The organism is Bradyrhizobium quebecense (assembly GCF_013373795.3).
In the GTDB taxonomy this organism is placed as follows: Bacteria; Pseudomonadota; Alphaproteobacteria; order Rhizobiales; family Xanthobacteraceae; genus Bradyrhizobium; species Bradyrhizobium quebecense.
Genome location: NZ_CP088022.1, coordinates 6,820,557 through 6,836,069, shown reverse-complemented (window position 1 = coordinate 6,836,069; position 15,513 = coordinate 6,820,557). Strand labels below are relative to the sequence as shown.

Annotated in this window: 12 protein-coding genes and 3 pseudogenes; 6 read left to right on the top strand and 9 right to left on the bottom strand. The window is 57.7% G+C overall.

Annotated features, from left to right (window positions below; genetic code table 11):
* Positions 1-9 precede the first annotated feature (9 nt).
* The gene (locus HU230_RS32845) at positions 10-588 is read right to left on the bottom strand and encodes a hypothetical protein (RefSeq protein WP_176534606.1); all 579 of its coding nucleotides are present in this window, start codon (positions 586-588) and stop codon (positions 10-12) included.
* 137 nt (positions 589-725) lie between these two features.
* Between HU230_RS32845 and HU230_RS32840 the strand changes: the two are divergent.
* Positions 726-889 (top strand): annotated as a pseudogene (locus HU230_RS32840) (helix-turn-helix domain-containing protein).
* Positions 890-1,204: 315 nt separating this feature from the next.
* On the opposite strand, the gene HU230_RS32835 reads toward HU230_RS32840, so the two are convergent.
* The 4 genes from HU230_RS32835 to HU230_RS32820 all read right to left on the bottom strand — a co-directional run bounded on the left by HU230_RS32835 (position 1,205) and on the right by HU230_RS32820 (position 4,282).
* Positions 1,205-1,864 (bottom strand): metallophosphoesterase family protein, encoded by a 660-nt coding sequence (locus HU230_RS32835; RefSeq protein WP_176534607.1) that lies wholly within the window; start codon positions 1,862-1,864, stop codon positions 1,205-1,207.
* 146 nt (positions 1,865-2,010) lie between these two features.
* Positions 2,011-2,352, bottom strand: coding sequence for a DUF2958 domain-containing protein (locus HU230_RS32830; protein ID WP_176534608.1), 342 nt, complete (start codon positions 2,350-2,352; stop codon positions 2,011-2,013).
* Entirely contained in the window at positions 2,345-3,541 is a 1,197-nt protein-coding gene (locus HU230_RS32825; RefSeq protein ID WP_176534609.1) for a PGN_0703 family putative restriction endonuclease, read from the bottom strand. Before HU230_RS32825 ends, HU230_RS32830 begins: the two co-directional genes overlap by 8 nt.
* 384 nt (positions 3,542-3,925) lie before the next feature.
* A complete protein-coding gene (locus tag HU230_RS32820; protein ID WP_176534610.1) occupies positions 3,926-4,282 on the bottom strand; it encodes a hypothetical protein in 357 nt (118 codons plus the stop codon).
* Positions 4,283-4,783: 501 nt separating this feature from the next.
* On the opposite strand from HU230_RS32820, the pseudogene HU230_RS32815 reads away from it, so the two are divergent.
* Positions 4,784-5,440, top strand: a pseudogene (locus tag HU230_RS32815) (NAD-dependent protein deacetylase); the annotation flags it as partial.
* On the opposite strand, the pseudogene HU230_RS32810 reads toward HU230_RS32815, so the two are convergent.
* Together HU230_RS32810 and HU230_RS32805 are read right to left on the bottom strand one after the other, a co-directional pair.
* Positions 5,440-5,684: pseudogene (locus HU230_RS32810) on the bottom strand (hypothetical protein); the annotation flags it as partial. The pseudogenes HU230_RS32815 and HU230_RS32810 overlap by 1 nt on opposite strands.
* Before the next feature lie 27 nt (positions 5,685-5,711).
* On the bottom strand, positions 5,712-6,062 hold the full coding sequence (locus tag HU230_RS32805; RefSeq protein ID WP_338077313.1) for a hypothetical protein: 351 nt from the start codon (positions 6,060-6,062) through the stop codon (positions 5,712-5,714).
* Positions 6,063-6,754: 692 nt separating this feature from the next.
* Between HU230_RS32805 and HU230_RS32800 the strand changes: the two genes are divergently transcribed.
* The 4 genes from HU230_RS32800 to HU230_RS32785 are packed head-to-tail and all read left to right on the top strand — an operon-like array spanning position 6,755 to position 13,089.
* The gene (locus tag HU230_RS32800) at positions 6,755-7,357 is read left to right on the top strand and encodes a hypothetical protein (protein WP_176534612.1); all 603 of its coding nucleotides are present in this window, start codon (positions 6,755-6,757) and stop codon (positions 7,355-7,357) included.
* Between the two features lie 54 nt (positions 7,358-7,411).
* Positions 7,412-8,914, top strand: a complete 1,503-nt coding sequence (locus HU230_RS32795; RefSeq protein WP_176534613.1) for a primase-helicase family protein — start codon at positions 7,412-7,414, stop codon at positions 8,912-8,914.
* Between the two features lie 2 nt (positions 8,915-8,916).
* Entirely contained in the window at positions 8,917-10,977 is a 2,061-nt protein-coding gene (locus HU230_RS32790; RefSeq protein WP_176534614.1) for an AAA family ATPase, read from the top strand.
* A 12-nt stretch (positions 10,978-10,989) separates the two neighbouring features.
* The gene (locus HU230_RS32785; RefSeq protein WP_176534615.1) at positions 10,990-13,089 is read left to right on the top strand and encodes a hypothetical protein; all 2,100 of its coding nucleotides are present in this window, start codon (positions 10,990-10,992) and stop codon (positions 13,087-13,089) included.
* On the opposite strand, the gene istB is transcribed toward HU230_RS32785, so the two are convergent.
* Both istB and istA read right to left on the bottom strand, forming a co-directional pair.
* Positions 13,016-13,879, bottom strand: coding sequence for an IS21-like element helper ATPase IstB (gene istB, locus HU230_RS32780; RefSeq protein WP_166107168.1), 864 nt, complete (start codon positions 13,877-13,879; stop codon positions 13,016-13,018). The two genes, HU230_RS32785 and istB, sit on opposite strands and share 74 nt — an antisense overlap.
* The gene (istA, locus tag HU230_RS32775) at positions 13,879-15,378 is read right to left on the bottom strand and encodes an IS21 family transposase (protein ID WP_166309211.1); all 1,500 of its coding nucleotides are present in this window, start codon (positions 15,376-15,378) and stop codon (positions 13,879-13,881) included. Before istA ends, istB begins: the two co-directional genes overlap by 1 nt.
* Positions 15,379-15,513: the final 135 nt, after the last annotated feature.

The window sequence follows — 15,513 nt, the reverse complement described above, 5'->3', positions numbered from 1 at the left end:
GCGTCGCGCCTAAAGCTGCTTTTTGATTGCGTCCGGGACCTTTTCGAGGGACGGCTTGAAGTTCTTGTATTTCCTCTCGTTCTGTTTGACGCACTCTGCCAGCGGGGCGAGCATCGTGCTTCCCTTGCTTTCGAAGCTGGCAGAGAGATTCTGGAGGTTGCCCGGCATTACCAGAGTGAAGTATCGGGTATTCCAAATAGCGTCTGAGAAGCGCTTGGGCTCGATCTGCAAGACTAGAATCGTATTCTTGTCCTTGACGACGAACTCGAAGTCCGCGCCGTTGACGAGAGCGCCTTTGGCACCGAAGAAGTTCCAACGAAGCTGACCACGGTCCTGCCCCTCGATCTCCCACGCGGTGTTGTGGATGATGGCCCAGATTTCACCGTCAACCAGGGAACGATGAATTTGAATGAATGATCCGTCCTTTTTATTCGCGCGGCCGTAGCAGGTGGCTTGCCCTGTCTCGGCGTCGGCTCCGCCAAACACCGACCACCAGCTGTCCGTCTCCCGTTGATAAAAGGAGATTTCCTCGGCGCCTGCGCTGCAAGCGTAAAGAGCGAGGAGCAGTATCGCTGAGATCAGACGCATTTCGCTTTCCTGTTACGTCAATGTGGCGAGGGCGCTTCAAGCCGAAGGGAGTCCACCCAGCAGCTTCGCCTCTTTGGATTCAGAAATAAGGTTTCGATGTTACCTGCCGCTGGCCAACGGCTGCGTCGGCGAAGGGGCTGACTCAGGAAGGGGAGGAGGCGCGGTCGGGGCTCATTCCGAAGCATCTCAGCGGCCTGGAGCGGGGGTGCGCAACCCAACCGTTCTAACGCTGTATGAATTCGCCCGGGCCCTCGATGTATCGGTGATCGATCTCGTACGACCGGATCGAAAGAGGGATTAGTCCGAATTTCGCATTGACCGCCGGCAGACGAACGCGTGGCAACGTCCCAAATAATGGTTTTCTCGGCAAAGCGCAGACGGGATTTTATTTCCCGTCTGATGGATGGCGGGTAGGTCGGGGGTGGGTGACGGGTCGGTGGATAGGTGGATAGACAGACAGATGGATAGGAACTGACCTCTTAATTAATATAGCGCTGAGAAAGGGCCAAGCCTACGCCGCTAAGTGAAATATCGCGCAATGGGTAGAGCGTTTCACACGACTGAGTAGCGCGGCGGTACGCTTGCTGACCTTCACGAAGACGACCGCCAGGTCTAACTAATCGGCCGCAATGAAACCCTTCGGACCGGTTTCGTCCGCCTCGAAGACAGCTGCAGTCAGTGGGCCACCGAAGACTGCCCCGGTATCCAAGTTCAGGCGATTGGCACGGAGGTCCGGTCGCCAACTAGCCAGCGGTGTGTGACCATGAACGATAAGACGCCCGTATTCCCTTTCCGATAAAAGAAATCGCTTTCTGATCCAGAGTAGATCGTCTTCATCTTGCCGGTCGAGAGGGCGGTCCGGGTGGACACCGGCGTGCACGAAAAAGCGCCGGCTATCGTCGAAAAACAACGGGAGCTTTCGAAGCCAATGAACGTGGTCCTCGGGGAGTTCGGCGGCGCTTGTTACCCCGTAGCTTTCGAGCGTCTCAACTCCGCCATTGTCCAGCCAGCGATCCTCGAAGAAGTCGCTGTCTGCGGCCGCGACCAGAAGATCCTCGTGATTTCCCTTGAGGAAGATATCCCGGCCAGTGTGGGCTCGCTGGAGTTCCATCAGAAACGGTACGACGCTCCGACTATCGGGCCCCCGGTCGACATAGTCGCCTAGGAACACATATCGCATTGGCCGGCCGGCGGCGTCATTGTCACAGCGACGGATAAGTTCTTCGAGCTTGACCATGCAGCCATGGATGTCGCCGATGGCATACGTAAGAATCATAACGGCACTGCGCTTCCGTAAATTACGCCGATGTATCTGAGGCTGGCGCCCGATTCGTGCAAGGGGTCTAGTGTTGTTACGGTGGTCTCCCGATCGATAGTGGTTTCAACCAAGGGCGGCGGTTCTATCCACCGCCCTTGATGATGTTAAGTAATGATGCGGCCTTTGGCGCGGGCTTCCTCGGCGTAAGACGACAGCGGCTTGTTGGCGACGAAATTGGCGTCGCGTTCGACCGGGAGCCCCAGGCGGCCTCTGACTTCCTTGATTTCCGATAGGTTGACCCAACCGAGTTCAGGAAAATTAAGACCGAGGTCGCACAAGCCGAACAGCCGATCCGGTTCGTCAGGGTCACATTCCGAGATCAGCCAGGTTGCGTTCGCATCCGGTGTAAAGATTTTTACAACCGGATATGGATCACGTTCGTTAGCCAAGGCGTTAATCAACAACCTGACCCGATCGTCCACTCCAAGAAGATCGTCGTCAAGCATGCTGATCTTCCTTTTTCTCCCCGGATTGAGGTTCAGAGGTGCGCGGTTGCTCCGCGGACCGCTGTCGATCTTGCTTCCGAGAGGCATTGCCTGATTCATTCACCATTTTCGGCGAACGCGGCGAGCCACTCAGACCTGCCTTGGGCGCGAGGACGTTGAGCGCGGCGTCGTAGATCCGCTGGAAGTTACAGTATCGCTGCCACAATCGATCTGCCGTCTCTCGGTCGCCCGCGACGTCAATGGCGTCAATGAAGGCTTCGAGCGTAAAGTGCTGGAAGGCGACGCGGGTTGGATCGGTCCCGTCGACCGGCAGAAGCTCGTTGGCATAGACACGGAAGGCGGCTTGGACTCGTCGGTTGAGGCGCGGCCCGATGGCAATGAACATCGCGCGTGGGACGATGCCGTTGTCTACGGAGAGCTGCGCGATCGCGTGTTCTCGGAAAAGCTGCTCTATTGGCGCCGAGCGGAGGATGGGACTGTCCGGGTTTTTGTAAAGCTTAACCTCATGAAGTGCCTCAGAGTAACGATCGCGCCACCGTGCCACTGGGCCAAGCAAGTCCTCGCTCAGCTTGACTTCGACATAGACGATGCCTGGTTCGCCTTGGGGCGTAGCGACATGAATGGCTAGATCGAACGCTGTACGGTCGGAGAGGTAGCGTGGATCTTTGCGCCCCGGGCTGTGCTCCCAGGCAACACGCTGGACCGAATGGACGAAATCTGGGAGCAATTGACGAAGGACCTTGGAGCCGAATTTAGTGTCGAGGGCCAATGGACCGAAGAGGTTCACGGCCAGCGGCATCGAACTCAACGGGTTCGAAAGCAATCGGTCCTCGTCAACGGCGGCATCCTCCTCGCGCATAAGTAGGAGCTCCCTCAGCGCAAGCAGATGAAGTTCTGGGGAGTGGAAGTTGAGCCCTGCTTCTGCCGCATCGGCGCTGAGATGCGAGGCGAGATGCGAGAAGCGATCGCCATCGGCGCTACCTGTTGGAATCTCGTGGTCCCGCATCCAAAAGACACTCAGAAGTCGCTGGGCGCGCCGGAACCGGCTATCAATATCGCATATGCCGCCGTATTCCTGAAGAAGCCGCTCTGGCACCCAGGGGACGCGGCCGAGTTGCGTGAATTTAGGCTTTCTTTTCCGGGTGCTTGATGAAGCGGAGGCCGGTGTCGTTGCTTCGGTGTTGCTCAAGGTGTCTCTCTCTCTCTTGTTTCGCCGTTGTGGCAAGAGGGATTCGAGCGACCGCCGATGGAATTGATGATCGGACAAAAATTAAGTCCAGTCCGACAGGACGAATGTTCCTCACCTTGTAGACGCGCATTCGTCATTTCGGAGCGAAATTCGCCGTTCGATCCGACTGAGGATGTCGAAAAGACAATCCGTTTGTCGCTCGGACAGATGGGTGCGCATACCGAATTTGTCGATCTGCATGGAGATGCTATAAAGAAAGGTGGCCTCGGACTCCTTAGCGTATCCGCTGAGGAGCACATCATTGATGCGGGTCTCGAGGCGTTTGTGGCTATATTTTATGAACATTCGAGCTCAGTCCGACTTTGTTACCGGGAAGGCAGGCGCTTACGGGGCGCTTCGAATTGTGAAACGGATTTTCTCATCGTCATCTTCAATAGCCGATCTGATATCGAACTCTTTGGGTCGCTCCTCCTCGTGCAGAGCGAATTTGTTGGAAGATGCTCTCTTTGAATCGCTTTTATTCAGGGTGCGGACGTTGTTCAGAATAGTCAGGAATTTCTCGAGGCCGCGCTCGGTAAGTGCCGTTTTCGCGCCGTCCAGGTAGATCGTCCCCTTGTTCGGATAGAAATTGTAGGGGCCGACCTTGATTTGGAACGGGGAAGTTTGCTGGTGACGAATGCCCAAGGCAGTGAGCCGCTTGATAGCGGAATTCATTTCATCACTATTGTCGCGATGGTTCACGGATAGTCTCCTTCGTTAAATGGTTCTCGGCGCAAAGCGCGGAAGGGAAGTCTCTTGGCAGCTGGATCGATCGGCGAGTGGATAGAGTTGAGAGTCTTATCGTTGGACCATCAGTCGGAGGATCGCTGGCTCTCCAAAATCATATAGAGCGCGACAGCGGGGCAGCTCAGCTGACCAGAGGCGATTGTTCGCCATGTGTACAGCGATGCGGAGAGAGCGATTGGCAGCTCAAGTGATTGCTTTGTGCGGCGGTGGTCTCGCCGAAAGCCCGCAAGTCCGCTCGACTGTGGGGGCGACACCGGCCTAATCAGCAGGTTGACTATCTCCACGTCGTTATCAAGATGGAGCCAGGCCCGGGGAGAGCGAAGTGGTGTCAGATTCAATCGTTGAGAAGATCAAAGGCGCGTTCAAGCATTATGAACATGCCGAAGGTTCTTCAATGAGAATGGGTGCTTTTTCCGCCGCTCCTAAGCGGAACTAGTGTCGGCCGCGCGTATCGCAATGGCAAATGCGTCGATCAAATCCTTCGTTGAAAGACATCGGCGGTCCTGACCGGAGCCGGCTGCAGCACGAACTCCGGCATTCCCGATTATCGCGATCGCAACGGGAATTGGAAGCGCGCGCAGCCGGTCCGCATCCAGGAATTCCTCGCTGAGGAGATGACGCGCCGTCGGTATTGGGCGCGCAGCATGGTCGGCTGGCGGCGGTTCGGGCAGGCCCGGCCCAACGATGCGCACCATGCCTTGGCCAGGCTCGAGGCCAACGGGGGATGTCAGCTTCTCCTCACGCAGAACGTCGATCGGTTGCACCAGGCCGCCGGAAGCAGGAAGGTCGTCGATCTGCACGGACGGCTTGACCACGTGCGATGCATGGCTTGCTCGGCAACAACATCCCGAGCGGACTTTCAGAAGGTGCTGGCCAATCTCAACACCGACTGGATCCGTCTGGACGCCGTGGCGTTGCCCGATGGCGACGCCGACATCGATCGTCTTGATTTTTCCGGCTTCACCGTTCCGCCTTGCGGCTCTTGCGGCGTATCCTTAAGCCCGACGTTGTTTTCTTAGGTGAAAGCGTGCCGCGCACGATGTCGCTGCAGCCCAAGCAGCCATGGAACAAGCTGCCGCCATGCTCATCGTCGGTTCTTCGCTGATGGTCTACCCGCCGTTGACCGCCTGGTCGATTGTCGGCGACGGATCGACGGACCTCGATCGGCCCACATTCGTTCATTCCATGATTCGCAGAGCAACCGGTTGGCTTCCCGGATCAAAGCTTCGCCTTTGCCCCTAAGTTCGTGCGACTGTCGCGCGAGCACGGTCGTCATGGCGCGGGCTCGGTCGAGCTCGTTCTTCAATGCTTTCCTGTTGCCTCCGCTCAGGGGCGTGGGGTGGTATTTCGGCGCCATCGGAACATCCGAACGCGGCAGGATGAGTTACTCGAATCTCGGCCAGCAGCCGTCCTCTTCGTAGCGACCCGTGCGCTGCTGGCAGGTGTTGTCGAGCAACCGTTGCCCGACGTCCTTCCACACCGCGTCCGGACCGTAGAAGCGGGCGGCGTCGACCTTCTGAATCTCGACGATGCGACCGCAGCGACCGCAGGAGACCCGCAACAGGTGCCGCGAGATTTCGGAAAGCCGCAGCGTCCGGTTCGAACGGCCGGGTGCTTCGGCATCGAGGCGGGGATCGTTGGCGACCGACTCCCAGTATTCGGCCGGCATCTCGTCGCGCGGCCCGAAAGTCCGGGTCGCAGGGTTGTTTCCGCCGGTCGAAGCCAGCTTTTCCATCTCTTTTGGGGTCGGAATGCGCCAGGTGGCGGGTCGGTCACTCATACAGCGATTAGAACATAACAAGAACAAATGTCGAGTCGGCTCCGACTAAAAAATGCGGTTGGACGTCCAGAGGGGGGGGCGGACCCACACCGGTCAGCTTCTCGGACGCCCGCCCAGGCATTCGGATTCGGGCGCGGCCCCCTAAGTCATCGAAAGAGATGTTCGGCTTTCATCATGTTCAGCAGCCTGATCAGGTTCGTCAGGTTCGTCAGGATCGTTAGCCTGTAAGGCGGCGCGCCCGCGCGCAGAAACTTCCTAAACAAAATGAGTACGCCCCGCTCTCGGATGCGAGGCGTCACACAAACGTCGTCCATAAAAGATGGCCGGACATCAGTAATCGACGCTCTGCCGGAGCAGCTAGCGCTTCAATGCGTAGTTCGCGCCGACAATGTACGTGCTTCTGCGGCGGGGTCGGTTCGCGCTTACAGCACGACGAAAAGAACGCGTTCGTCCGCTGTATTTTGCGGGTATTGGAGTTGAATATACAATATCTAGCGGGGAGCATAGTTAGGAAAAAGCTTAGGGCTTTAAGTGGCAACCAAAGACGATACATCCGGGTTTCTAGCATGCGTCGCCTTTCGGCACGTCCACCAAACCGAGAGACCAATGCGTTCTCTCATTTCTAACTAACTAGGAATCTCCCAACCATGACTATCGATAGTAAACCCGGCTCGAACCGGGATCACGCTTTGCGCGCGCAAAGCCCAGTGGCTTCAAAAACACTGTCCTCACCAAAAGTAGAATTTGTGTCCATTTACACGCGTGAAGAGCTGACGCTTACCTCAGATTCGAATGTCCGCGTTCACGGCGGAATACCGCAGGTTAAGAAGCTCGAATTGCGTAGCTGGAAGGACTTGCTCAAACTCATCGCTGAGCGCGACGGACTGCCGTTTATTGATACAGATGATCTGTCCTCTTCTTCAGATGACGAAATGCCTGAGACTAGCTCGATCCCGGCCCTCGGCTCGTCGTCGGCGTGCTTGCCGTATGACGTTTCTATCGAAGCTGATGACAGCGTCTCGAAGGTTGAAGGCGACGATACTGACGAGGTCGACAATGAAGCATTCTACGAAAATCACCCTGAAATGCGCGACGTAGACATGATCTACGACCGGGAGGAGAAGGCCCATTTTTTGCGGATGTCCGGCCTTGATCCGAACGCCCACCCTCGCATCAACGCTGCCTTTCGCAGCACTGCCTCCCGCAGCGGCCTTCATTCCTGCATGCTTCGCGCTTCTGGAATGATCTAACGACTGACACAAACGCAGCCGCCGCGGTTACCGCGGCGGTGGCGGTGAGCTTCCATGCAAGAAATCCAAGAAAATAGCAGTTCGACCGTGACGCTCGCCCCGACAGCTGCGCCCGGCAGCGTGTCGCAGCACTGCGTTGATCTGATTCCGCTTCAGGAATCTGTACCGCATCACGCCCGATCGCGAACGGCCAATGATGTTGCCGACGTCGACGCAACGATCGAGTTCGTCAGAGACTACATCAACACTCAACAAATCGAGATTCTTTTCGACGGCACGCTGTTCCTTCGAGGACGGCCGTTGCAGGCGACGATGCCCGACGAGGTCGACGCTGTTCTTGCCGTCGATGCGCCGAGCGTGTCGGATTTGCTCGATGAACTTTACTTCTTCGCCAAGAACAGCGGCTTTCGCGCCAAAAAGGTCGAGCTTTCCGCCGCATTACGTCAACTACTGCGCTCAGAAAAGCGGCGCCGGTATCAGGCCATCATGGGTCCGCTGATTTCGGGCGACGTCTCGTCGCGCGCGCAGGCAGAGGAGCAGTGGGACCGGCTTGGTACCCTATTCGATATGGACCGCAAACTCGCTGTTGCTGTCCTGCAGCATTTCTGCTGGAGCGTGAAGCAAAAGCAGCTTGGTCGTCCAGTCGTGCATCATTGCATGCCGATCATCTTCAGCGCCGAGCAGGGCACCGGCAAGACCGTCTTCGCGAAGAAATTCCTTTCGCCGTTGCGCGAGCTCGCAACCGACTCCGCGCTCTTCAGTGACCTAGCGGATCGCCGAAGCGGAGACATCTTCCGATTTCCGGTCATTCTGCTGGATGATATGGAGCAGATTCCATCCTCAATGGTGCCGGTGCTTAAATCTGTTCTAACCTCTGACAGACTTCGGCGGCGACGGCTTGGGACATCCTTGTCCGACGGCATCCGGCAATGCAGCGTTCCCATCGGTACCTCAAACCAGATGGTCCACGAGTTGGTTGAAGATGGCACCGGCCACCGACGCTTCGTCATGCTGCCGTTCCGCAATGGTGCCATCGCCAAAGGCGGTGATGCCGATATATGGCAAATCGTGAATTCAACGGACTACGAAATGTTGTGGCGAGCGGTTGACGCCTTCGCGCCTAGCCCTCTTCTGCCGCACCTGGAGAAGCTCCGAGATCATCAGGGTGCCGGTAGCAACAAAGGTGGCGTTCTTGAATGGGTGCGCGGCCTTGATCTAGACTCGGAGCCGGTCCGGAACTTGACCACGAAGCGCGGCATTCGAGCGCAAGGGTTGCACGCCCTCTTCATGGCGCAGACCGGCATCGATCTCTCACCTAAGCGTTTTTCCGACGAGATGAACCGGTGCGCCCTGCGGCCGGATACGCCGTTTGCCGACAAGATCAAGATCGAGACCGGCTGGCTCTATCGTCCCAAGGGCACTCTGAGTGACGCCCGCGACCAAAAACGTCAGGCTCCCCTAGCTCAGCGGTCGGCCCCAAGTTCGGCATCTCTGTTAGGTCCGTCAGCTTCGTCAGCTCCGTCACGCGTGTTGAGCGCGGATGAGGGGATTGAGTAACCATGGGTCTTACGCTTGCCGACAAATACCGGCCTCAACGGTTCGACGACATTTGGGGTCAGGCGACCTCTGTGAAACTGCTGTCCAGGTTGGCCCAGCTGCGTCGAGGTAAACCTTTGCTGCTCAGCGGCGCCTATGGGTCTGGGAAGACCTCGCTGGTCAGACTCTTTGCCAAGGCTCTCAATTGTGAGCGCCCCGACAAGGACGGCTCCCCCTGTCATGAATGTCGGTTCTGCCTCGGCCAAGAACATAGTTATCTTGTCGAATACGACGTTCCTGCCAGTGGTGGTGAAAAGGACAAAGTCCGAGCGTGGGTTGATGCGCACCACCGCGAAGTTCGTGACGGTTGGCGCATTCTGTTTCTAGACGAAGCGCACGCCTTGACACCGGCTGCGATGACCAGCCTCCTCAAGGACGTCGAGGACTCTAAGCGTGGAATCGCTTTCGCCTTTGCCACGACCGACCCGTGGCAATTGACAGCGGCATTGCGGTCTCGGTTGTTGGATATTGAAGTTCGTCCGCTCGATGTGGCTGATGCGGTCGATTTCTTGGAGTCCATCGCCCGACGTGAAGGTATCTCTTACGACAGAGAGGGGCTAATCCTACTCGCCTCGGTCAAGCAGGGGCACGTCCGCGATTTACTCGGTGGCCTTGAGCATGTTGCTGGCTCCTTCGGCCACGTGAGCGCCGAGAATGTAAAATCGATTTTTTCCGTCCACCATCTCGAATTGCTGGTCGAGTATTTCCAGGCGCTTGCCGCAGGAGATCCTGAAGGCCAGATATCGGCGATGCGGAGATGGCATGATCCGATTTCCGCAAAGGTCCAAGGCGTGCAAGCGCTTCTCACATCGATTTTTTATAATGAAATCCTCGGCCAGAAGGTCCTGATCGACGCTTTCGTAGATTCGCTAACCAGTGAGCGGGTGGGGATCGTCTCCCGTTTCTGCACGCGCCTCAATGTTGACAGCCCGCGGAAGCTTGAGCGCTTCTGGGAGAAAATGCTGAGGTTTTGGGCTGGTCGTCAATCAAAGGATGAAACCAGCCTGGGGCTTTGCCTCTCACTATTTGAGAATCTGGTGAACCGAGGTCTGACACCTGAAGTCGGGTTGATGGCGACTATTGTTCCTTTTGCCGAAAGCCCACCGGCTCCACAGGAGACGTGGGGTCCGAACATTGCTGCCGGGCTCGTCTTCGAACCCCTTACAGAGGTCGACGATAAGTGTGATCAATATCTGAGCCGCGCTGACGTCCGCGAAATCATAAACCGTGCCTCATTTTTCATCCAGCATCACGATCGAATGATGAATGCAGCGTTCACCGTCTATCCCTCTTGGCGGGCCCGGTCGTCCGAACGCACGGCAATTGAAGCCATCAGGCAATTTCGGGAAAAACTGGATTGTCTTTGCTCGGATGCGGGAGAGGCGCATGCAAGCATGACAGTCTATGAACGTGACCTAGATGGCATTTTCGGACATGTAGTAGCTCACGTTCCGCAGCTTATTCGGAAACCAAAATACGCAGCCGTCCTTGCGGACTGGTGCAATGGCTTCGACGAAGACGATAGCGGTGGGCTTCTTGTTAATTGCGATCAAAATCCCGGCCCCAACGATCCGAGATCCCTGACGTTCCATTGGGACCGCGTCTTGGCGCTTTGCGCCTCGTTAGACGACGACGAGGTATTTCGTAGTCCGTACTCGCTTCTCGATTATCTACGGATACCTCGAAAAATCAGACGACAATCGGGACCGATACGGAGCCCGGTGCTTGAGTTGTCGGGCGCTCTAACTACGGAGGCCATCGAGAAATCCTGTGTGAACAACATGACGCCTTTGTCCGCGTTCGATGCGCTGGAATGGTCATGGATCCGACGGGGCTGGGAACGCAAGGAGTACGTCGACCGGCAAGAGGAGATCAAAAGACGGCAAGATGAGCTAGCCAGAGTTCAGAGGATCTGGGCCGCTGACCGCGGTCGGCAAGTCGCCGAGGCGGAGAACCTCACGAAGGGGTGGCCGAGCGATCCGCAGAATCGTAACCGGAGTTGGCGCGGCTGGTGGGTTGCTTAGAGGTCGCGTAACGTGCTGGACGTCGAATATCTTCTGAAGCCCCCGGTTCGCCTTGAGCGAACGCTGGTCTATCGCTACCGAACCGGGATGCTGCGTTCGGGGCTAATAGAGGCTCTTTCCCAAATTGCGGAGCGCGATGGAAATCTAGTCCTTGACTGCTCCTTTGACGAATTGTGCTCCTCGAGTGTCGGTGGCGGTCTATTTCAAGGAATAGGCATCTGTGACTGGCCAGAGGATGGGCTCGACGTCACCGCCGACCAGATTGCCGCGACATTGGAAGCAATTTGCCGCCCGGACGGGCAGCCGGTGGTCCTATTCGTTTCCAACGAGAGCGCGCTTCTAGAGCATCCGCTGTGGTCAAAGGTGGAGGAAGCGTGCGACGTGATTCACGAGCCTGTCGTGAGTCCTGCTACTCTGCTGCCGATATTAACGTATCTCGAGTCGCGAAGTGTTCTTGTCCCGCGGCGCGGCCTTCTAAGCCAGCGTGAATTTCTGAACTATTTTGAAAATATCGTCGGTCAAGATCCGATGAACTTACCTGAGCTTAGGGGGGCATTTGATCGCGTTGTCTTGCTGTTCGTTGATCCCGATACCGGTCTGTTCTCCGGTGAAAGTGCTAGCCGAGAGCAGCAACGTAGCCGCAGCATCGTCATGCGGCCATTGCGCGCGATGGTCGAGCGGCGGGATTCGGTACAGCTTCCCGAATTACTGCGCGGGCTGGCGGTTCGGTTCCCAAGCGGACGACGAGGGGGAGAGCTAGCCGATGAACTGGCTCGGCACACACAGACTCTCCTGAAGCTAAATCCCTCGAGCGATCGGCAGAGGGGCGCATCGGGTAACTCTGCGTGGTCAGGTAAGCCCGAAGATCGCAAAAGTAGGGCGTTGGTTTGGGCTTGTATTGTCTTAATATTTGCGTATCGATTCTCCGAAATCGATGCCCAGCGGCACACTTCCAGGTTCAGGGTTGATCAAACCCTTGTCTTGGTCGACGAGCTGGGGCGCGATTTTTTGGATCGAACGGCGCCGGCCATGGCGGACGATCCGCTGGTTGGACTCTGGGCAGAGCTACGGACCTCGATATCACTCGCGCGCGCCAGTAGGGAGGAGACCGATACGAGCCTCGGCAAAGGTGTGCGAGATCTCGTTTCCTTTTTGACTGAATCGGCGGTGGCGGAAAGGCCGTGGGTTGCACGCCTGCTTGAGCTCCTGACGAACGATGCGAATGCCGTCACAAGCAAGCGGCAATCCGATGAATCGAGCTCGCCGCGGCCAGTTTCGAAACTTCAGCCGCAGTCGTTTGTCGACGTCATCGGTCATCAGGTTGCTGTCCAAGGACTGCAGCAACGCATCAGCTCGGATCGGCATAGCACACCGCTAGTTCTTTGCGGGCCTGAGGGTGTCGGTAAGAGAACGCTTGGACGCATTTACGCAAACAGGCTGCTATGCGAGGGTGCGCTTAACGTGAGTGGATCGCCCTGCGGAAAATGCCCAACCTGCAAGGAGTTTGAAACAGGAAGTCCGTTTGACTTTATCGAATTTGATGCTGGATCTCCGTCTGCGGTGCAATATGTGCAGGAGGAACTGCTAAATAACCTGAGGTTTGCCTCGATGTCGGGCCGCCGCGCCGTAATGGTCACGAACCCAGATAGCAATCCACAGCTCGTTGAAATCTGCCTCAAGACGCTCGAAAAATCCTCGGCGGTAAACAGCTTCATATTCACCGTCACCGATGTAAGGGGGCTTAGCGGCGCCGGACAATCCCGATCCGAGATGTATCGCCTCGCCGCACTTACTCCACCAGAAAGCAGGCGACTCGCAGAGAGTTTTTTAGGGCCCGCCGCACGTTCATACGATAGCCAAGTGCTTGATGTGATAGTGGCCGAATCTGGCGGATTGCCGCGTCGGTTGCAGGAATTGTGTTACCGCGTCGCGAGCACGCAATCAACAACACTCGACGAAGTGCGAAGTGCATTAGGGCTAGGCTGGGCGGGGGCAGCAATATCTTTTTGGCGTCTGCTCCTTGCGCAGCACGAGCCTGTCAATCGGCGTTCGACTGGGACCCCCTATCGGCATCCAAAAGGGACCCCTTTGATCGGCGTGCTCTGCTGGTAGCGCTCGGGTCGTCGGAGCTGGTCGGGGTTGCGGAGACGGCGCGAGCGCGGGTTGTTTGAACATCGTCGCGGCTTTTGAATCGCCAGCTGTCGTTGCCGGTCTCGACGATGTCGCAGTGATGGGTCAATCGGTCGAGTAGCGCGGTGGTCATTTTGGCATCACCGAACACACTGGGCCATTCGCCGAACGCAAGATTGGTGGTGACAATGATGGAGGTGCGCTCGTAGAGCCGGCTGATGAGATGGAACAGGAGCTGACCGCCGGATTGCGCGAACGGCAGATAGCCCAGCTCGTCGAGAACGATGAAGTCCATGCGGGTCAGATGCTCGGCGAGCCGTCCCTGCCGACCGTTGCGGGTCTCGGTCTCGAGCCGGTTGACGAGGTCGACTACGTTGTAGAAGCGTCCTCTGGCGCCATCGCGGATGCAACTTCTGGCGATGGCAATGGCCAGGTGGGTTTTGCCTGTACCGGTGCCGCCAACCAGCACGACGTTGCGTTGTTGGGCGATGAAGCCGCCGCCAGCGAGATCATTGACGAGAGTCTGATTGATCGGCGTGCCGTCGAACTGGAAGTCGGCGATGTCCTTGGCGAGCGGCAGCTTGGCAATGGTGAGCTGGTATTTGATCGACCTGGCTTGCTTCTCGTTGATCTCGGCGTTGAGCAGGTCGCCGACAATGCGTTGAGGCTCGTGCTGGCGCTTGACGGCAGTTGCCATGATCTCGTCGAAGGCAGCCTTCATGCCGTAGAGCTTAAGTTCGCCCATGAGGTCGAAGATTTGGGTTCGTTCCATCAGATGGTCCTCCGGAGGTTGTCGTAGCGGGCACAATCGGCGATCGGTGCATGACGGAGCGTCAGTGCGGCCGGCGTCATGATGTTGGCCGGTGGGGCGGGTTCACGTTGACGGGCCAGGATATTGAGAACGACATCGGCGGAATGGACGCTGTGACTGAGCGCTTCGGCACAAGCCGCTTCCACCGCGGACAGACCGTCAGTCAGCACCGCGGTGAGGATGTCGACCATCTGCCGATTGCCATCGTCGGTGCTGGCCAGCTTGCGCCGGATCCGCTCGATCGCGGCCGGCAGCACCCAGTCTTTGAAGGGAGCACCGTTGCGCAAGGCGCCGGGTTTGCGGGCGAGCACCGGCACATAATGCCAGGGGTCGTAGACGGTATCGCCGCGGCCAAAGGATCGCGGGTGCTCGGCAACGATACGTCCATCCTGACGGATCACGATGCGATCGGCATAGGCTTGAACCTCGACCGGTCGTCCGACTGCACTGGCTGCGACCGAGTACTTGTTGTTGTCGAAGCGCACCAGGCAGGTCTTCGAGACCGATGCTGTCACCGCATGGAAGCCGTCGAAGCGGCCGGCATAGGGAACGAGTTTGGGGCGTTCGGCTTCGAACACGTCCCAGATCGTCTGATCGACCAGCTCCGGATGGCGATGAGCCTTGGCGTAGGCGATGCACTTGTCGAGCAGCCAGGCGTTTAACTCGTCGAGGTTTTTGAACCGCAGCCGCGGCGTGAAGAAGCGCTCCCGGACCAGCCCGACCTGGTTCTCGACCTGCCCCTTCTCCCAGCCCGACGCTGGCGTACAGGCGACCGGATCGACCAGATAGTGGCTGCACATCTGCAGGAAGCGGCGATTGTAGAGACGGCCTTTACCGACAAAGATCGTCTCCACCGCGGTCTTCATGTTGTCGTAGATGCCGCGGGTGCAGGTGCCTTTGAACAGGGCGAATGCCCGGTCGTGGGCGTCGAACACCATCTCCTGCGTCTCCCGCGGATAGGCCCGCACGAACAGCATGCGACTGTGACAGAGCCGAACATGAGCAGCCTTCACCATCACCGTGGTGCCGCTCAGCAGGACCACCTCGTGGCTCCAGTCGAACTGGTAGGCTTCGCCTGGTGCAAAGCTCAGCGGCACATAAGCCGACGCTGTCGAGGTGCCGCGTTCCTTGGTCCACCGTCGGGCGTATCGACGAACCGCATCATAGCCGCCGGCATAACCCAGGCCGCGGAGTTCCTCGAATAGCCGGATCAGCGTCAGCCGTTCCCGCGCCGCCTTGCTCTCATTCCCTGCCAGCAACCGATCAAGCTCGGCACTCCAGGCACCCATCTTCGGGAGCGGCTGCGTCTCGCGCTCGTACCGGAACTCCGTCGCTTGAGAACGAATGACCTTGCGAACCACCTTCCGCGATACGCCAAGTTCTCGGCAGATCGCCTTGATCGGACGACCATCAACAAAGTAGGCGCGACGGATCTTACCAATCGTCTCCACCACCAGCATCCCAACCTCGGCTTCCATGACTCGATGGAAGCCACTGTGGACCCTTATCCCGGGGTCCCGATTGGATGCCGATCACCCCGAAACGGGGGTCCTTATTCCATGCCGAAACACACACGAGCCGAACGAAAGGGAGCT